Raw genomic sequence first — 18234 nt, forward strand, 5'->3', positions numbered from 1 at the left:
ATAAATTAAAAATAGCGTAAAGAGCAACCATCATTATGAAGGCAACCATTCTAGAAGTGTTTAACACAATTATTGAAAATAGGGGTAATAAAAAGCTAGAATCAATATCACCTGAAATGCATCTAAAATATGACATAGGATTTGACTCTCTTGATTTGGCTGAACTAACAGTGAGGATTGAAGCAGACTATGACATTGACATTTTCGAAGATGGTATCGTAAACACAGTAGGAGAAATTCTTAAAAAATTAGAAAAGAAGTAATGAATATCTTTCTTAAAGATATTGGTAACGATAGACTTGTTACGTGGGACTATCTCATTGATGATATCAATAATTCATCAATTTACAATTCATATTGTAAGTCTCCTGATTATTATACCGTATTTAAGCAAATAATTTTAACCTTGCTAATAGACGAAGAAATAATTCTACTTGATTCAGACTTTACTGAATCTGAATTGATAAATCTTACTGGCTATTCCGATTTTGAAGAATTTATTAAGCCTGTTGACAAAAGCAAAATTCCAATTTTGAATAATCAAAAGGAACTACTTAAAAAGTTGAATAATTCTCCTAGAAATTGGAAAATAACATTGTTTACATCAGGCACAACTGGTACTCCCAAAAAAGTTTGTCATGATTTTAAATCAATTACAAGATTCGTAAAAGCTACAGAGCGCAATAAAAAGAGTGTTTGGGGTTTTGCTTATAATCCCACTCATATGGCCGGTATTCAGGTTTTCTTTCAGGCATTGCTTAATGGTAATACTATTATTCGGCTTTTTGGTCTGAATACTAAAGACATCTATACCGAGATTACCAATAATGCAATAACGCATATTTCAGCCACTCCAACATTTTACAGACTTTTATTACCATATAATGGAACGGTTCCATCTGTGGAAAGAATAACATCTGGTGGTGAGAAATTTAATGAAAAAACTTTTAAACAACTGAATCAAGTTTTTCCTAATGCCAAAATAACTAATGTGTATGCATCAACAGAAGCAGGATCATTGTTTGCTTCAAAAAATGATATTTTTAGTCTACGACCTGAATACGAGAGTTTAGTTCATTTTGAGAATAATGAACTCTTAATTCACAAAAGTTTAATGGGTAGAACAGAAACTAGCATTGGTGAGTGGTACAAAACAGGTGATGTAATTGAGATAGTTTCACATAAGCCATTGAAGTTTCGTTTTGTAAATCGCAAAAGTGAGATGATAAATATTGGTGGCTATAAGGTAAATCCGCTTGAAGTTGAAGAAGCAATATCAACTTTAAAAGGCATTAATAATGTTCGTGTTTATTCAAAACCAAACTCCGTTCTTGGAAATATTGTTTGCTGTGAAGTTGTTGCAAATAGAGACCAAGTAACTGAAATCTCTATCCGAAAATTTCTACAATCCAAAATTCAGGAATTCAAAATTCCAAGATTAATTCAGTTTGTAGATTCACTTTCTACAACAAGGACAGGGAAACTAAAGAGATGATGACATGAATATATTATTAACAGGTGCTTCAAAAGGCTTAGGTTTAAAAACAACTCAATTCTTATTAAAAAAAGGTTTGACAATCTATGCTATAAGCCGAAGTAAAACAGAAAATTTAAATGAACTATTGCTCCAATATCCTGACAATCTAAAATGGTTGCACTATGATTTAGCTGATGGTGTAAATGTAAGGCAGTCTATATTCAAAGATTGGATTGGTTTTGACACACCTATTCATGGTTTCGTCAACAATGCTGCACTGGCCTACGATGATTTAATTACCAATTTGAATCTGGTTTCACTCGAAAAAATGTATCATGTGAATGTATTTACACCCTTGACGTTAACAAAATTTGTGTTGAGACAAATGCTATTGCATAATATCAAGGGCAGTATCATTCACATTTCTTCGATAAGCGTTCATACTGGTTATAAAGGTTTATCAATGTATGCTTCTACAAAAGGAGCGTTAGAAGCATTTTCAAAAAACACGGCCCGTGAATGGGGAGAAAAAGGTATTCGATCTAATTGTTTAGTAGCAGGTTTTATGGAAACTGAAATGAGTTCAACACTTTCTGACAATCAGAAGAACCGTATTTATCAAAGAACTTCAATGAAACAACCAGTTGATGTTGATTCTGTTGCTGAAACCATTGGATTTTTACTGTCTGATGAAGCGAAATCAATCACAGGGCAGAATATTCATGTTGATAATGGGACGATTTAACAAAATGTTAAAAGCAAATTTAAAAAGATACATTTCCGAGAATGGAAACGGTCACATATTAATCCATTCAGATATTCTATTTGGGTTTGAAATTAAGTTTCGAAATCGCGAGATCTTTTTGGAAGAACACTATAAAGAGTTGGAAGCTGTCTGCCAACCACTAAAAATTATTATGCCGTCGTTTAATTATAATTTTTGTAGAGGAATCCCATATAATTTGAAAGATTCGGAGAGTCAAGTAGGTGTACTTTCTGAATATTTTAGACAAAATAAAGCAGATTGGCGTACATCCATACCTGTTTTTAATTTTTCAGGGATTGGAGAAAACCCACTCACAATTAAATATGGGAAAATTGACCCATTTGGTGAGGATTCCTTGTTCGGCTTTTTGCATCAAAATAATGGGTTATTATTGCACTATGGTTCCGGTTTACAAACATCAACTTTAATCCATTATGTCGAGAGAATTTCCAATAGGCTAGTTTACAGATATGATAAAATTTTTAAAAGTCAGGTAACAGATATTATTAATGGCACCCATGAATGTGAGTTAATATATCATGTCAGACCTATGGGATATGATTTAAATTACGACTGGAATAGGCTTGAAGAGGATTTATTGGAAAATGGTGTTATTGAAAGGTATAAAGAACATCGAACAAGAATTTTGATTGGAAGAATTGATAAAATTGTCGCCTTCTGGCTTAAATGTCTTAATAATGATCCACTTTACTTTCTCGATAAAAATACTCGAAATTGGGTGGAAGCAAAATTTAATGAATTGAGCAGGCCTTTTAAATTATCTGATTTTGAGTAGTATGAAAGCTAAAATTGAAGAATACTTCGATAGGCTTTGGCCAATAACTAGAAGCCTTACAGGTGATGGCAATAGAGAATCTCTTAAAATTCTATCCGAACTTATTGATTTAGAAATAACTGAAGTCCCTTCTGGAACACAATGCTTTGATTGGAATGTTCCACCAGAATGGAATATTAGAGAAGCATGGATTAAGGATAGCAAAGGTAATAAGATTGTAGATTTCTCAGAAAATAATTTGCATATACTTGGTTATTCGGAGCCTTTTCTAGGGAAACTTTCATTTGATGAATTGAAATCCCATTTATATACCTTACCTGACCAGCCGGACTTGATTCCATACCTTACATCGTATTACAAAAGAAGATGGGGATTTTGCTTAACACAGAATCAGTTCGAGAAACTTGATCCAAATGAAATTTATGAAGTTTTTATTGATTCCTCGTTGGATGAAAATGGTTCGATGACAATTGGTGAAGCAATCATAAAGGGTAGTTCAGACGAAGAGATTTTATTTTCAACTTATATATGTCACCCATCGTTAGCAAGCAATGAGTTGTCTGGGCCATTAGTTTCGGCTTTTATTTACAACAAACTAAAAGAGCAAAAAGGCCTTAAATATACCTACAGATTTATATTCGTTCCTGAAACAATTGGTTGTATTTACAGCCTTTTGGTAAAAGGAGAATATTGGAAAAAACATTTGAAAGCAGGTTTTGTAATAACCTGTATTGGCGATGCAGGAAAGTTTACTTATAAACGAAGTAGAATAGGCAATAGCTTACCTGACAGGGCTGTTGAATCGATTTTGAAACAAACAAAAACCGACTTTAACATCGTAGATTTTTTTCCAAGTGGTAGTGATGAACGGCAGTACTGTTCGCCTGGCTTTAACTTACCCGTAGGTTCTTTAATGAGAACTATGTATGGTACCTATCCTGAATACCATACTTCAGCGGACAATAAAGATTATGTTTCATTTGAAGCAATGGAACAATCCGTACAAAAATATCTTGATGTAATAGAACTTATAGAAAGGAATGAAAAATTCATCAATAAGATGCCATACTGTGAGCCACAGTTAGGAAAAAGGGGATTATATCCTACGCTAGGTTCACAAAAAGGTACAGAAGACTCTATTAGAGCAATGATGTGGATATTAAACCTGTCTGACGGTACAAATGATTTAATTACAATTTCTGAAAAAAGTAAAATCGCAGTGAAAGATTTGTATGCTGTTGTTGATAGACTAATTGAAAATGGTATCTTAGATAAGGAATTATAGCTGTATTTTATTGAATAGTTGGTCGTTAAAGTACTTATTTTTTTGTATAGCATCTTTGGAAGATATTCATTTGGTTTTAGATGCGTGTTGTAAATCAGGCTATGACCAATATCCCTATTTTATACGCTTCCATGTTTCCTGAGGCATTGAAGAAGCCAATATGGCAATAATTTCTGGGTTTAATGATCGTTTTGGATTAGTCCCTGGTTTTTCCGGTGATACTCTGGGCAATACGGCGTATATAGTAGCCACCACCGTAAGTGCTAAGATCATTGAAGAGCATGTTCTGTTGGATTGTTCTATTGGCTGTCCGGATGCCTTCGTTTCCATGAACAAAGAAGTGTTCTCCACCATGTTCAAAGCCGTAAGCGAAACGCAACGAGGGGTTGGCAGAAATTCCTCTGAAGTAACGGAAAAAAAAAGGGACGGTATAAATAGTAAAGTACAAAATTGCGAAAGTGGTTTAGATATTAAAAAAACACTAGGTGTCACTTCGGTATATTGCGAGGATCGTTAGGATCAATATAGGTGTAGCTTTGGTGCTGCTACAGCTTAGTTTGTAGCGAAGGAAGATAGTGGTTTTTTGAATAGATTGTTTCCGTATGTATTTATTTTTATTAGTTGGTTGAGATTCAATTAAGAACGAACAACTCCTTCTCTGTTCACATGAGCTGTAGGTGGGTATTACTTGGTTTTAATAAATATGGGTCTGCGTTAGAGTTCTTTGTTCACTTATTTAAAAAAGATGTTTTTCATGAATGGGATTGATAGTATACTAGCGAAATATCCATTAGTAAGAAAAGTTGCTTTTTTTCATTCGCATATTTTATGGCCTAGTCATTTTGAGACGGAATTGGAGTTGATAGAAAAGTTCCAGGAAAGAGGAATAACAGGTGTGAATTTTGTCTGCAATGATGCACTTAAATCGTGTGACCTAAACGCTACAAGTGATATTAATACCTGTTCCAAATGCATGCAAAGTAGGAAGAAGGGTCTAAGTCTTGCAAAATGTACGTTTAAATCTATTCCTATTAAACTGGAAGACTACACATTCGATCTTTCAAAGGATATTACGGTTGGTGAATTCAGGTCTATCCGCTATAAAAGTTTTGATGTAGGATATGCGGTATTATCGACAATTGTTTCTCGGTATAGGGATCCATATATTACGATAGATAAGTACCGAGAAGAAATAGAAATACTAGCTAAGAATGCTATTGCGGTGTACGAATTTTTTTCAGAACAACTGACACGTATCCAACCCGATTTGGTTATTCTGTTTAATGGTCGTTATACCTATACTCGCGCCCTTTTGCGAGCCTGTGAAGCAGTTGGGATAAAGTTTTTCACCCATGAGCGAGGAGCAAATCAAGGTAAATACATGCTATTTGAAAATACGCTTCCGCATGATATAACTTATTTTCAACAATGCATGAACGAAAGTTGGGAGGGGAGCACACACCCTGTTCCCCAAAGAATTGAAATTGCGAAAAAGTTTTATGAAGATAGGAGTAAGGGGAAATCTCAAAGTTGGTTTTCATTTACTGAAAATCAAAAAGCCGGTTTATTACCTGCGGAGTGGAATGCCAATAACTACAATGTTGTTTTGTTTTTGTCCTCGGAGGATGAATTTATTGCGATTGGGGATAAGTGGATCTCGCCGTTGTTCACAAATCAGTTAGAAGGTTTGCGGTACATCTTTTCGAAGCAATGTGATCCAGGTAATTTTAAATATTACATTCGTATACATCCAAACTCCAGAACTGCTGCTGAATTTGTAAAAAATGTATGTCGGTTCGAATCGAATCGAATACGGATAATTTTGCCGGACTCCCCGATAAGTACCTACCAATTATTGTTCAATGCAAATAAAGTAGTCACATTCGGCTCCTCAGTCGGTATAGAAGCTACTTTTTGGGGTATTCCTTCGATAAACTTGGGAGTGTCTTTTTATAAACAGCTAGATGTAACATACAATCCACCCAGCAGGGAAAGTGTTATTCCAATGATCACTGACCGGAAACTACCGCCCAAGAACAAGTCGGGAACGTATAAGTATGCCTATCACCTGAGTACCTTCGGTTATGAATTTGAGGTCTACAGGTCCGATTCATTGATGTCAGGTACCTATCGGGGTTATAATTTGCAAGCTATTCCAAGACTATCACAAATAGCTTTTTCAAATCATATTAAACGGCCGGTTTTTATAAATAGATTGTTAATGAAGGCGGAAATTATACTTCGGTATTATTTGCACTTAAAACGAACCGTTTCAAGATGATCGATAAACCGTATTTTTCGGTAATGATACCCACCTATAACTGCGCTCAGTACCTGCGCAAGACGCTTCATTCGGTGTTGCAGCAGGATTTGGGGATAGACCTTATGCAGGTTGAGGTCATCGATGACTGCTCCTCGGACAATGTCGCCGAAGTGGTGCAGGAATTTGGGCGTGACAGGGTTGGTTTCTATCGGCAAAAGGCGAATGTTGGCCATGTTCGAAATTTTGAAACTGCATGGAAGCGGGCAAAGGGAAAAGTGGTCCATTTGTTGCACGGAGACGATTTCGTACTGCCTGGATTTTATACGTCTATGATGGAGATGTATGAAAGGTACCCCGATATTGGAGCCAGTTATTGCCGGCACTTTTTTGTAGACGAGTTAAATGATATCCTAGGTATTTCTCAGAAGGAAGCTATTCAAGATACCGTATTTTATGAGTATCACAAGAGTCTACTGCAGGGACAGCGCATTCAGACGCCATCCATTACCGTTAAAAGAGAGGTATTCGAGAAAATGGGTGGATTTAATGATAAGTTGGCCTGGACAGAGGACTGGGAGATGTGGGTACGGATCTGCAAACACTATCCCATTGGTTATATCAAGAATCCATTTGCCGCTTATCGAATTCATCAAGTTTCAAGTACAGGTGCAAAAGCCCTTACGGGAGAAAATGTGCGGGATTTATTTCGTTTGAAGCAAATTTTTTTAGACTCGATTGTGGAACCTGCGGAAAGGCCTGCTTTTGAGCGATCTTTCCGACGTGTGATTTTCAAGGTAGCGGAAAGTAACTACCTACAATGCAAGAAGCTTGACAACCCCAACGCTAAAACGCATCTACGGATGATGGGCAGGCACGCAGAAACAAAGGTTAAAGGTCTGTTCTATTTTATTAAATACTTGTTATTGAGCCTTGGATACTAGTGTGGTAATTTGCTGTTATAATAGTGCTGCGCGAATCGTACCTACATTGACGCATCTGGCAGCGCAGGAATTAGGTAGTTTATCCTGTGAGTTGCTGCTTGTGGATAATAAGTGTACCGATGATACCGTTTCTGTAGTGGAGAAAACCTGGCAGGACTTAGGCAGCCCGTATCCGTTGATCCTTGTTGACGAACCGAAACCCGGGCTTTCACACGCCCGAAAAACAGGAGTGGGGGCCGCTTCGGGAGCTTTTATTGTGTTTTGTGATGATGACAACTGGCTATCACCCGGATACCTGCATGAGGTGGCTAATCTCTTTCAGAAATATCCGCGAGTAGGGGCGCTTGGGGGATACGGAATGGCCTGCAGTGATGCAGCGTTTCCAGACTGGTTTTCCGCATTCCAACACGGATATGCGGTAGGGAAACCTGACTTGGATACTGGATTCCTGCCTTCCGGGATTTACCTCACAGGTGCTGGGATGGCGGTTCGCCGGGAACTATTCCTGAAGCTGTTTGATCGACAAGATTCCTTGCTAACCGATCGCGCCGGTAAGGAACTTTCCTCCGGAGGGGATACGGAGATTTGCCTGCGTGTCTTACTTTCCGGCTACTCGCTGTACTATTCGAATGACTTGCACTTCAGGCATTTTATACCAAAAAGTAGGCTGCGTCCAGAATACCGGGATCGGTTATTTCAGGGGTTCACATCGGGTGCCTCACAAATAAACGCATACGAATTGCTCTGGCAGCTAAAGCGGGCAAGTTTCGCTTCGAAGGTAGGTGCACTAGTGAAAGCAAGTTTTCGTTTGCCTTTCTCTCGATTGGGTCTGGTAGCGCGCTGGGATGCTCGGCGGGATGCAGCGGTCATTTTTGCCCTGACAGGCTGTTTTTCCCGGTGGGCAGATACCTGTGTGATTCAGATTTGTAATGGCATGCCGATTCAACTATGGTAAAAATTAAATTTGTTGATTTCTGGAAAAATTTTGATCCGGAAGATAATTACTTCATCCATTTTTTTAGAAAACATTTTGATGTGAAATTGTCGGATGATCCGGACCTGGTGATTTTTTCCGTATACGGTTACGCACACTTAAACTACCAGGATCGCATCACCCTCTGCTTTACGGGAGAAAATGTACTACCAGATTTTAATCGAGCGGACTACGCGCTGGGCTTTCATCACCTGGAGTTCCCGAACCGATACCTGCGGTTTCCGCTGTATGTCATCTATCCGGGATTCGAGCGATTGCCTTTTACATCTCCCGAATTGGATTCCGGTAAGCTATCGGATCGCAAATTTTGCAATTTTGTGTATTCCAATGCCAGCAACGCCGATCCCACGCGAACGGATTTTTTTAAGAGATTAGCGAGATATAAAAAAGTAGATGCGGGAGGGATGCACCTAAATAATTTGGGCTACCGGGTAAAGGATAAACAGGCCTTTATTAAAAACTATAAGTTTACGATTGCCTTTGAAAATAGTTCCAGTCCGGGCTACACCACCGAAAAGCTAATGGAGCCCATGGTAGCAAATAGTTTGCCCATCTATTACGGAAATCCGCTCGTCAATCACGATTTTAATGCGGAGTCCTTTATTTGGATGAAGGATCATCGGGAGGTGGACCGGGTTATTGAGGAAATCATATCCCTCGATCAAAGCGAGGACCTGTACCTGGAAAAGTTGAGGCAGCCCTGGCTAACTCCCGATCAGGCGGCGGTAAATTGGGAAGCGCGCTTAGTTGATTTTGTCCGGCCTATAGTTACCAATCCGGTGAAGCAAAACCCAGGCCATGGCTTCTTGGTACATCAGAATGAAACGCTGGATTGCATGCACGAGCTGTATAAAAAACGCATGCGGTTGAATCAAAAGAAGCGCTTGATAAAAAAAATGATTTCGTTTGGAAAATACTGAGATCACGGTTGGTGTGGTCACCTACAATTCGGCTGATTTTGTAGAAGAGACATTGGAGAGCGTTGCGAACCAGCGCCATCCATTGATTCATTTGGTAGTCTCAGACGATGGATCCACGGATCGGACGCTGGAAATTATCGATCGATGGATCGCACTGGATCGTGTGAGGTGCCGATTTCTTTCCATTGAACTGGTCACCGTCCCTAAGAATACGGGTGTGTCTGCCAACTGCAACCGAGTCATCGAGGCGTCCAAAACGGATTGGATAAAGTTTATTGCCGGAGATGATGTACTTTTACCCAATTGCCTGGTCGACAACCTTGAATTCGTGCAGAACAATCGCAATGTGTTGGTGGTGTTTAGTCAGGTTAAGGTGTATCAGGATGCGTTTCTGGAAAAGAGGTATCTCCGAACGACTCCCGGGAATTTCCCGAATAACCTCTTTCATCCGGCGTATAGTGCCCGGACTCAGTTCGAAATTTTGCTGGAATCGGACCGAATTCATTTTACACCTTCGTATTTTTTTAACAGAAAGATCCACCGGCAAGTAGGAGGGTATGACCCGGAAAACAAATTGGTAGAAGATTATCCCATGTGGCTAAAGCTGACACAGGCTGGAATTCGCCTATACTACTTCCACAAGCCAACGGTAGGCTACCGGGTTCACCGGCATGCGACTAATAATACCGGAGAGGTGCTTTTCAAACCTTCGGTGATAAATTCTTACCTGGTGCGAGCGAAATACGCGCATCCGCACTTGCACTGGCTGCAGGTGAAGCAGGAAAACTGGGCCTATCGTATTAGTAAATTCTTCCTTGCAAGAAAGTGGATGGATCCCAATCCCTTGAATCGCTTTTTTTACCGATGGTGTACGGTGTTTGGCAACCCTTTTTTCTGGATGAATGTCTTTCGTAAACGGGTATTCCATGGAAGGTAAGGAGATGAGGTTAAGCATTATTGTTCCCATGTACAAGGTCGCGCCCTACGTGGAGCGATGTATTCGAAGCCTGGCCAATCAGGATATGCCTACGGAAGAATACGAGATTATTTGCGTAAACGATGGCTGTTTCGCTGTTCGTGGACCCGACGTCAAGGATCCGGACTGTTCCTGGGCTATATTGTATAAATCAGCATTATTGAAACAGTATCAAATAGATTATGCCGGGGATGTTCCGTATTCGGAAGACGGCTTGCTTTTAGGCAAAGTCTGTTCCGTGTCAAAGCGTGTGCAATACTGTGACGATGATTTTTACCAGCGGTCTACCCGACCGGGGAGTGCGACGAATTCGGAGTTGTTTTACAGTAAACAGGCGACAAAAGGGCTTTTAAATATGCGGTAGGATTTAAAAAAATGTAGTTAAAGTCATTGAAATCTTCGCCCGTCGAAAATAACTAATTATTTAAATACGAAAGTATAGATTTGCGTATATGGCCTATTTTAGAATTGATAGATAATTCAAGTTTGAGTAAAGGATGCTATATAATTAAAATAAAAGGTATTCTATTTTACACTGTTTGATGGTATCATAATTAACTTTTTAAAGACAAAAAGGTCATATGCACGTCATTTTTTGGCATTAAAGCCTTTATAAAAAAGTATTTAGTAATATCTTAGGTTTCGAAAGAATTAAAAGATAATTAAAAATGAAGAAATTGAATAGGGTATTTCGTTTTTTAGTTCATAATCTTATTTTATTAAAAAAATATAATTTTACTGGTAACGCTATTCCGAATTCTCTTGTTTATCATATAGATGGTTCAAGGCTGAATATGGGTCTTGCAGATAGGTTTAGGCAAGTCCTTGGAGTTTATGCTCTAGCAAAAAAGCATAATAAAATTTTTAAATTTAAAATGACGGCTCCATTTGATATTGAAGAATATTTAGAGCCAAGGTCATATAATTGGAAAATTCATGATCAATTTTTAAGTTTTAATATTTTCAAAACTAGACTGCTATATATTGGATATTTTTCTAAGATTTATACTGAAAAATTTGTTTCCAAATCTAAAAAACAAGTCTATTTGTATTCATCTACTCACTTTAGTTGGGTTTCTGATTTTGGATATTCCTATAAAGAATTGTTCCATGAACTTTTTAAACCTTCGGAAAAAATTAATCAGATAGTAGCGAATTATATTGCTGAATATCAGGGCTGGGATACACTTCATTTTAGATTCATAGGATTGTTAGGTGATTTTAACGAGCGTAATGTCAATATTCTTACGGAAATTGAAAAATATAAATTGGTCGCAAAGTGCAAGAAATTTGTAATAGAGTATTTAGAAAAACATAAAAAAAACACGTTTGTTTGTTCAGGTTCCGTGACTTTTCTAAATGAAATTAAAGAAATGCCAGGTATAATAACAGTGCCTGGAACACCTAAGCACTTGGATTTCAACGTTGGAATACATGACAAAGACTTTCACAAAGAGTTTTTAGATTTTTTTTTAATTTCACAAAGCGATTCTATTTTATCTGTGTCCACTCGGGAAATGTATAGATCGGATTTTCCGGTATTCGCAGCAGCAATAAATGATGTTCCATTTAGTAGAGTACAAATTTAACTTTCGTAAATTTTGAATTTAAGTATTATTGTTCCCATGTACAAGGTCGCGCCCTACGTGGATCGATGTATTCGAAGCCTGGCCAATCAGGATATGCCTACGGAAGAATACGAGATTATCTGTGTGAACGATGGCTCCCCGGACAATTGCAAGGAAATCATCGAAGGTTTGCAGCAGGAAATACCCAACCTTATACTGCTAAATCAGGAAAATCAGGGGGTATCCATGGCGAGGAATAATGCCATGGCTATAGCCAAAGGCAAATACCTCTTGCCTATTGATCCTGATGATTACCTGGTATCCAACTGCCTAAAAAATGCCCTGGTTCAAGCAGATTCGAAAAATTTAGATGTGCTGTATTGCGCATTTGAGATATTTGATGAAAATCATACATCTGTTTGGCGTACAGATTATTCGTTATTGATCGGAAGAGTGGATAACGGCTACAAGGGGTATTTCGCTGTTCGTGGACCCAAGGTCAAGGATCCGGATCGTTCTGTGGCCATATTGTATAAATCAGCATTATTGACAAAGTATCAAATAGATTATCCCAGGGATGTTCCGTTTTTAGAAGACGGCTTGTTTTTAGGCAAAGTTTTTTCCGTGGCAAGTCGGGTTGGGTACAGTGACGATGATTTTTACCAGCGGACCACCCGACCGGGGAGTGCGACGAATTCGGAGTTGTTTTACAGTGAACAGGCGACAACTGGTTTTTTAAACGCACTGCAGGAGTTAGCGACCCATAGATCTAACATTTTTCTTGAGGTATCGGAAAAGCGGTTGTTAAATCACGTGAAAGCAAAGTTTCTATTTCTATTAGTAATACCGTTGATAGATGCTGGAAAGAAGAAACGGTATTTACAAGTGATCGATCTAATCGGTTTAAAGCAAGATCATGAGCTATCAATAGATGGAGTTAGTGGTTATTATAGATTTATAGGATTATTTTATAAGATGAGTCCGATTCTATTTTGGTACCTGTATAAGCCGGTTGCTAAGCTGGGCAGATTGATTTATTAGGTATCTCAATTTATCTCTAAATCTGTTTCGTATTCTTTGTAAAAGTTGGTTAATCAGTCGAAATAGAATAAGCTTTAATAGATTAAAATCACCTGTCAAGCTATCAAAAACAGCACGTGGTAAGGTCTTCTATTACGTATGTGTTGAGGTTATATTATTTGCAGTTGAATCGCATTTGTCTAGGAATTGGTAAACTATGTACGAGATACAAACGAGACAGTTTAAAATACAATCAACTAAATCGCATTCTATTTTTGATGATTTTAAACGGCATGGTTGTTTAATCAATCATAGCTGCCTGAGCGGAAGATGTGGCAATTGTAAAGCGAAAGTAATTGAAGGCGAGAGTCAACTTGTCCTTCCGGAACTTGGCTTAACCGACAGCGAAAAGGAGCAGAAATTTATCCTGACCTGCGTTCGAAGGGCTGCTTCCGATATGATTCTTGATTTGGATGTACTCAAAGGCGTAACCTTAGAGGAAGTTAGAACTGTGCCAGCGAAAATCTCTACCCTGACGAAGGTATCCGAGGATGTCATCAAATTGGTAATGAGACTTCCGCCCGGAGCAGACTTTAAATTTCTTCCTGGCCAATACGTAAATTTCATTCGTGGCAGTATCAAAAGAAGTTATTCCATTGGTGGCGTGGAGGGAGAAAACACGCTCGTTTTTTATATAAAAAGATATCTTAAGGGATATATGTCGAAGTACCTATTTGAAGAGGCCAGGGAAAACGATTTGCTCCGGATTGAAGGCCCCTTTGGTAGCTTCTTTCTGAGAAGAGATAGTTTAAATACATTGGTATTTCTTGCCACCGGAACAGGTATCGCTCCGATCCTTTCTATTTTAACCAGTACGGGTAACGAGAAAGTGTTAGAAGATAGAAAGGTGTTTTTGTTTCAGGGAGGTAGGGTAGAGTCCGACTTGATAGGGCTGAATTATTTTCGAAGTAGTACCATTCATTACTACCCTACTTTATCGAGGGTTCGTTGTGAAGGGTTTCGCTTTGGTCGCATTCAAAAGTTCATTCTGGATCAGGACATTGATTTAAGTAACGCCACGGTTTATGCCTGTGGGTCGAAGAAAATGATTGAAGATGCAAAAGAATTACTTTTCTCAAAAGGATTAAGCAGAGGTCAATTTTATGCTGACGCTTTTCTAGAATCAAACTAACGAATTAATGAAAGCTGTAATCTTGGCCGGTGGCCTGGGAACTCGCCTGAGCGAGGAAACACATTTGAAACCGAAACCTATGGTAGAAATCGGAGGCAAACCTATCCTTTGGCATATAATGAAGATATATTCCGCACATGGGGTAAATGAATTCATTGTTTGCTGTGGTTACAAGGGATACGTGATTAAGGAGTATTTTGCCAATTATTTTTTGCACCAAAGCGACGTCACCTTCAGCATGGAAACCAATACCATGGAGGTACATCGGAAGCGAGCTGAGCCATGGATTGTCACGCTGGTGGATACGGGAGACGACACGATGACCGGGGGAAGACTGAAACGGGTGGCAGATTATCTTCAGAATGAGGAATTATTTTGTTTAACCTATGGCGATGGTGTTAGTGATGTTGACGTTACCAAGAGTATTGACTTTCACCGGAGGCATGGAAAAATGGCTACGCTGGCCGCTACATTTCCACCGGGCAGGTTTGGTGCCATTGATATTGTAAAGGACCGGGTTTGTAGTTTTAGAGAGAAGCCCAGAGGTGACGGTGCCCGAATAAATGGGGGGTTCTTTGTTCTTTCACCCCGGGTGATCGATCGAATATCGGGAGACATGTCTATTTGGGAACAGGAGCCATTGATTGGGCTGGCTGAGGATGGAGAGTTAATGGCATTCACGCACGATGGGTTTTGGTTACCCATGGATACGCTTAGAGATAAAGAAAAACTGGAGGAATTGTGGGAGTCAGGAAATGCGCCGTGGAAAGTATGGGAGTCATGAGGCGGGTTAATTCTGACTTCTGGAAGAACAAGAAGGTGTTTATGACCGGTCATACGGGATTTAAAGGAAGCTGGTTGGCACTGTGGCTCCAAGAGATGGGGGCGCATGTAAAAGGGTATTCCCTTGCGCCACCGACTGCACCCTCTCTTTTTACAGCCGCAAGAGTTTCCGAAAACATGATTTCGGAAAATGGAGATATCAGGAATCTAGAGCAGCTGACGATGAGCATGAGGCAATTTGAACCTGAAATAGTACTACATCTGGCAGCGCAGCCACTGGTCAGATTGTCTTATGAATCGCCGATTGATACCTATGACGTGAACGTATTGGGTACGGCTAAGGTACTGGAAGCCGCTCGGTCTTGTGCATGCCTTAAGTCATTAGTAGTTGTGACCACAGATAAATGTTACGAGAATAATGAATGGGCTTGGGGTTACCGAGAAAATGAGAGGATGGGCGGGTACGACCCGTACAGTAGCAGTAAGGGATGTGCGGAACTGATTGCATCTGCCTACAGAAGATCTTTTTTTAGTGAACCTGGCGGGGCTTCGGTCGCAACGGCTAGAGCCGGAAATGTAATTGGTGGGGGTGATTGGGCAAAAGATCGGTTGATACCGGATATTTTATCTGCTTTTGAGAAGAATAGACCTGTTGTGATCCGGAACCCGATGGCTACGCGACCTTGGCAACATGTCTTAGAACCGCTATCAGGCTATCTGATTCTCGCGGAAGAGTTGTATGTAAGGGGCTCCGAAGTCGCTGAGGCTTGGAATTTTGGGCCAGACGAAGACGATTGCAAGCCGGTTTCATGGGTATTGGATCAGATGATTCGCTTTTGGGGAGATGGGGCTTCTTGGTGTTACGATGACGAGCCCAATCCACATGAAGCCGTTTTTTTAAAGCTGGACTGTTCAAAGGCCAAGCATTACTTAAAATGGGAACCGAGGTGGCGTGTCGACGAAGCGTTAAAGCGAACTGTCTCTTGGTACCAGGTTTTTATGAGAAAAGGAAATGTCAGGAAATTGACTCTCAACGAAATTGAAGATTATAATACGTAAGGAAAAAGAATGACTAGGTTAGAGGACATAAGAAATCAAATTCAGGAACTGGTGGAAACATATGCTGGTATCAAATACGAGGATAATACGCCCATTCCAGGAGTTTCCGTAATTCCCCCATCAGGCAAAGTATTGGATAGCAGGGAGATTGCTAATATGGTAGATGCTTCGCTAGATGGCTGGCTTACAGCAGGAAGGTTTAACGCAGCATTTGAGCAAAAACTAGCCACTTTTTTAGAGGTCCCCTTTGTTTTATCGGTAAATTCTGGTTCCTCTGCCAATTTGGTGGCATTTTCTACCTTGACCTCTTCAAGGCTTGGGGAGAGAGCGATTAAAAAGGGAGACGAGGTAATAACGGTCGCCGCGGGGTTTCCTACTACTGTAAATCCCAGCATTCAATTCGGCGCTATACCGGTTTTTGTTGACGTGGATAGCCGCACACATAACATTAATGCAGATTTAATAGAAAGCGCCATCAGCCCCAAGACCAAGGCTGTCATGTTGGCTCACACATTGGGGAATCCTTTTAATCTCGATAAAGTAACCGGGATATGTAAAAAATATAATTTATGGCTGATTGAGGATACATGTGATGCTCTGGGAGCAACCTACAATGGTAAGAAAGTAGGGACGTTTGGCGATATAGGGACCTTGAGCTTTTACCCTGCGCACCATATAACCATGGGTGAAGGCGGAGCGGTTTTTATGAGAGATCCGCAATTAAAAATGATTGCAGAATCGTTCAGAGATTGGGGGCGAGATTGTTACTGTGCACCAGGCAAGGACAATACATGCGGCTGTCGATTTGCTCAGCAGCATGGGACATTGCCATTTGGATACGACCATAAATATGTATACAGCCATGCGGGATACAATCTGAAGATTACGGATATGCAAGCAGCATGCGGTCTCGCTCAGCTCGACAAACTAGAAGGATTTATTGAAAAAAGAAGAAGTAACTTTGAATACTTGAAAAACAGGCTTCTATCATTGAATGATTTCATAGAGGTTGCAGTCCCCACGCATAACAGTAATCCCAGTTGGTTTGGTTTTCCTATTACGTTGAAAGAAAATGCCGGTGTGCTGCGGGTAGATTTACTACGCTATTTGGATCAAAATAAAATTGGGAGTAGGTTACTTTTCGCGGGTAATTTATTAAGTCAGCCTTATTTCAAAGATATCACACACAGGGTGGTTGGTTCGCTGGAAAACACTGAAAGGACCATGAAAAATACATTTTGGCTTGGAACATACCCTGCCTTACATGAGGAGCATTTTGAGTACATGGCTCTAAAGTTAGAAGAGTTTTTTGGTCTGAATTTCTGATGACTATATTTTTAACAGGAGGAACTGGATTTATCGGCAGGAATTGGATCAGGCAATTTTTGAAAACCTTTTCTGATCACTCGCTAATCGTATTTGTAAGAAATCAAAAATTTTTTGGGTCTGATTTCGCATCGGATAAGCGGGTACGGTTTTCTTATGCTGAGTCGCTAGATAAGGTAGACCTATCGGATTTGAAAGAAGTGGATGTCGTGTTGCATTTGGCAGCGCATGCTATACAGTATCCATATGATACATTAGAAAGGTGTGTGGAAAATAATGTTTATCGGCCGTTAGCTCTTTTTAAGAAAGCCTGCGATGCAGGTGTGAAGAAGATTGTTGTGACCGGAAGTTATTTTGAATACGGGTATACGGCAAGATTCACAACTAAGGTTAGAGTAGATGATCCCCTTTTACCTTCAAACAATTATTCAATCTCGAAAGCTGCTTCGTTCAATGCTTTCCTGGATTTTGCACTGAAAAATAAGGTTATACTACATTACCACAGGTTATTTCAAGTGTACGGTGAGGGCGAGGCTTTACATCGATTTTATCCATCACTCGTAGCGGCCGCAAGGGAAGGTAGAAATTTTAAAATGACGGAGGGGAATCAAGTTAGGGATTTCATCAGCGTGGAGTCGGTTACCGACCATCTGATACACTCAGCGTTAGAGGAAGTTTCGGATAAGAAATACAACGCCTGGATATCAAATCTGGGTAGTGGATATGGAACGAGGCTTTCCGATTTTGCCTTTGAGAAATGGCAATCGCTTAATGCGAAAGGAAAGTTGCTTATCGGTGCATTGGAAAGTCGACCATATGAGATGGATGGGATAATTGCAGACCTGGATTTTGAAATGATTTTATAAGA

At 39.7% G+C, this 18234-nt stretch carries 19 protein-coding genes; all 19 read left to right on the forward strand.

Annotated elements, in window-relative coordinates:
* Positions 1 to 35: 35 nt before the first annotated feature.
* The 19 genes from GCU44_RS06800 to GCU44_RS06890 all read left to right on the forward strand — a co-directional run bounded on the left by GCU44_RS06800 (position 36) and on the right by GCU44_RS06890 (position 18232).
* Complete coding sequence (locus tag GCU44_RS06800) at positions 36 to 263, forward strand: acyl carrier protein (protein ID WP_154855385.1); 228 nt, start codon at positions 36 to 38, stop codon at positions 261 to 263.
* Positions 263 to 1495 carry an AMP-binding protein gene (locus GCU44_RS06805; RefSeq protein ID WP_154855387.1) on the forward strand — a complete coding sequence of 411 codons (1233 nt, stop codon included), beginning with the start codon at positions 263 to 265 and terminating at the stop codon, positions 1493 to 1495. Before GCU44_RS06800 ends, GCU44_RS06805 begins: the two co-directional genes overlap by 1 nt.
* Positions 1496 to 1499: 4 nt before the next feature.
* Positions 1500 to 2222, forward strand: coding sequence for an SDR family oxidoreductase (locus GCU44_RS06810; RefSeq protein ID WP_154855389.1), 723 nt, complete (start codon positions 1500 to 1502; stop codon positions 2220 to 2222).
* A 118-nt stretch (positions 2223 to 2340) separates the two neighbouring features.
* On the forward strand, positions 2341 to 3039 hold the full coding sequence (locus tag GCU44_RS06815) for an AAC(3) family N-acetyltransferase (RefSeq protein WP_161993904.1): 699 nt from the start codon (positions 2341 to 2343) through the stop codon (positions 3037 to 3039).
* A gap of 1 nt (position 3040) precedes the next feature.
* Positions 3041 to 4324, forward strand: a complete 1284-nt coding sequence (locus GCU44_RS06820) for a DUF4910 domain-containing protein (RefSeq protein WP_154855393.1) — start codon at positions 3041 to 3043, stop codon at positions 4322 to 4324.
* A gap of 145 nt (positions 4325 to 4469) precedes the next feature.
* Positions 4470 to 4841: an N-acetylneuraminate synthase family protein gene (locus GCU44_RS06825; RefSeq protein WP_262885314.1), complete on the forward strand. Its 372-nt coding sequence runs from the start codon at positions 4470 to 4472 to the stop codon at positions 4839 to 4841.
* Between the two features lie 237 nt (positions 4842 to 5078).
* Positions 5079 to 6605 carry a hypothetical protein gene (locus GCU44_RS06830; protein ID WP_154855396.1) on the forward strand — a complete coding sequence of 509 codons (1527 nt, stop codon included), beginning with the start codon at positions 5079 to 5081 and terminating at the stop codon, positions 6603 to 6605.
* The gene (locus GCU44_RS06835) at positions 6602 to 7528 is read left to right on the forward strand and encodes a glycosyltransferase (protein WP_154855398.1); all 927 of its coding nucleotides are present in this window, start codon (positions 6602 to 6604) and stop codon (positions 7526 to 7528) included. Before GCU44_RS06830 ends, GCU44_RS06835 begins: the two co-directional genes overlap by 4 nt.
* A gap of 1 nt (position 7529) precedes the next feature.
* Positions 7530 to 8483 carry a glycosyltransferase gene (locus GCU44_RS06840; RefSeq protein ID WP_262885315.1) on the forward strand — a complete coding sequence of 318 codons (954 nt, stop codon included), beginning with the start codon at positions 7530 to 7532 and terminating at the stop codon, positions 8481 to 8483.
* Entirely contained in the window at positions 8477 to 9442 is a 966-nt protein-coding gene (locus GCU44_RS06845) for a glycosyltransferase family 10 domain-containing protein (protein ID WP_154855402.1), read from the forward strand. Before GCU44_RS06840 ends, GCU44_RS06845 begins: the two co-directional genes overlap by 7 nt.
* Positions 9429 to 10379 (forward strand): glycosyltransferase, encoded by a 951-nt coding sequence (locus GCU44_RS06850; RefSeq protein ID WP_154855404.1) that lies wholly within the window; start codon positions 9429 to 9431, stop codon positions 10377 to 10379. Before GCU44_RS06845 ends, GCU44_RS06850 begins: the two co-directional genes overlap by 14 nt.
* Positions 10369 to 10782, forward strand: a complete 414-nt coding sequence (locus GCU44_RS06855) for a glycosyltransferase (protein ID WP_161993906.1) — start codon at positions 10369 to 10371, stop codon at positions 10780 to 10782. Before GCU44_RS06850 ends, GCU44_RS06855 begins: the two co-directional genes overlap by 11 nt.
* Before the next feature lie 304 nt (positions 10783 to 11086).
* Positions 11087 to 12007, forward strand: a complete 921-nt coding sequence (locus tag GCU44_RS06860; protein ID WP_154855408.1) for a hypothetical protein — start codon at positions 11087 to 11089, stop codon at positions 12005 to 12007.
* Between the two features lie 12 nt (positions 12008 to 12019).
* On the forward strand, positions 12020 to 13027 hold the full coding sequence (locus tag GCU44_RS06865) for a glycosyltransferase family 2 protein (protein ID WP_154855410.1): 1008 nt from the start codon (positions 12020 to 12022) through the stop codon (positions 13025 to 13027).
* A 196-nt stretch (positions 13028 to 13223) separates the two neighbouring features.
* Positions 13224 to 14198 (forward strand): FAD-binding oxidoreductase, encoded by a 975-nt coding sequence (locus GCU44_RS06870; protein WP_154855411.1) that lies wholly within the window; start codon positions 13224 to 13226, stop codon positions 14196 to 14198.
* A gap of 7 nt (positions 14199 to 14205) precedes the next feature.
* On the forward strand, positions 14206 to 14982 hold the full coding sequence (gene rfbF / locus GCU44_RS06875; RefSeq protein WP_154855413.1) for a glucose-1-phosphate cytidylyltransferase: 777 nt from the start codon (positions 14206 to 14208) through the stop codon (positions 14980 to 14982).
* Positions 14979 to 16040, forward strand: coding sequence for a CDP-glucose 4,6-dehydratase (gene rfbG, locus GCU44_RS06880; RefSeq protein ID WP_206670813.1), 1062 nt, complete (start codon positions 14979 to 14981; stop codon positions 16038 to 16040). Before rfbF ends, rfbG begins: the two co-directional genes overlap by 4 nt.
* 9 nt (positions 16041 to 16049) lie before the next feature.
* A complete protein-coding gene (gene rfbH, locus GCU44_RS06885) occupies positions 16050 to 17366 on the forward strand; it encodes a lipopolysaccharide biosynthesis protein RfbH (RefSeq protein ID WP_154855417.1) in 1317 nt (438 codons plus the stop codon).
* Positions 17366 to 18232: an NAD-dependent epimerase/dehydratase family protein gene (locus tag GCU44_RS06890; protein ID WP_154855419.1), complete on the forward strand. Its 867-nt coding sequence runs from the start codon at positions 17366 to 17368 to the stop codon at positions 18230 to 18232. Before rfbH ends, GCU44_RS06890 begins: the two co-directional genes overlap by 1 nt.
* Positions 18233 to 18234 lie beyond the last annotated feature (2 nt).

Origin of the sequence: Cyclobacterium xiamenense, from assembly GCF_009467825.1 — a bacterium.
GTDB lineage: Bacteria > Bacteroidota > Bacteroidia > Cytophagales > Cyclobacteriaceae > Cyclobacterium > Cyclobacterium xiamenense.

Coding starts and splice junctions, on each gene's coding strand:
- GCU44_RS06800 (WP_154855385.1), top strand. CDS start 36: ATGAAGGCAACCATTCTAGAAGTGTTTAACACAATTATTGAAAATAGG.
- GCU44_RS06805 (WP_154855387.1), top strand. CDS start 263: ATGAATATCTTTCTTAAAGATATTGGTAACGATAGACTTGTTACGTGG.
- GCU44_RS06810 (WP_154855389.1), top strand. CDS start 1,500: ATGAATATATTATTAACAGGTGCTTCAAAAGGCTTAGGTTTAAAAACA.
- GCU44_RS06820 (WP_154855393.1), top strand. CDS start 3,041: ATGAAAGCTAAAATTGAAGAATACTTCGATAGGCTTTGGCCAATAACT.
- GCU44_RS06830 (WP_154855396.1), top strand. CDS start 5,079: ATGAATGGGATTGATAGTATACTAGCGAAATATCCATTAGTAAGAAAA.
- GCU44_RS06835 (WP_154855398.1), top strand. CDS start 6,602: ATGATCGATAAACCGTATTTTTCGGTAATGATACCCACCTATAACTGC.
- GCU44_RS06845 (WP_154855402.1), top strand. CDS start 8,477: ATGGTAAAAATTAAATTTGTTGATTTCTGGAAAAATTTTGATCCGGAA.
- GCU44_RS06855 (WP_161993906.1), top strand. CDS start 10,369: ATGGAAGGTAAGGAGATGAGGTTAAGCATTATTGTTCCCATGTACAAG.
- GCU44_RS06860 (WP_154855408.1), top strand. CDS start 11,087: ATGAAGAAATTGAATAGGGTATTTCGTTTTTTAGTTCATAATCTTATT.
- GCU44_RS06870 (WP_154855411.1), top strand. CDS start 13,224: ATGTACGAGATACAAACGAGACAGTTTAAAATACAATCAACTAAATCG.
- rfbF (WP_154855413.1), top strand. CDS start 14,206: ATGAAAGCTGTAATCTTGGCCGGTGGCCTGGGAACTCGCCTGAGCGAG.
- rfbG (WP_206670813.1), top strand. CDS start 14,979: ATGAGGCGGGTTAATTCTGACTTCTGGAAGAACAAGAAGGTGTTTATG.
- rfbH (WP_154855417.1), top strand. CDS start 16,050: ATGACTAGGTTAGAGGACATAAGAAATCAAATTCAGGAACTGGTGGAA.
- GCU44_RS06890 (WP_154855419.1), top strand. CDS start 17,366: ATGACTATATTTTTAACAGGAGGAACTGGATTTATCGGCAGGAATTGG.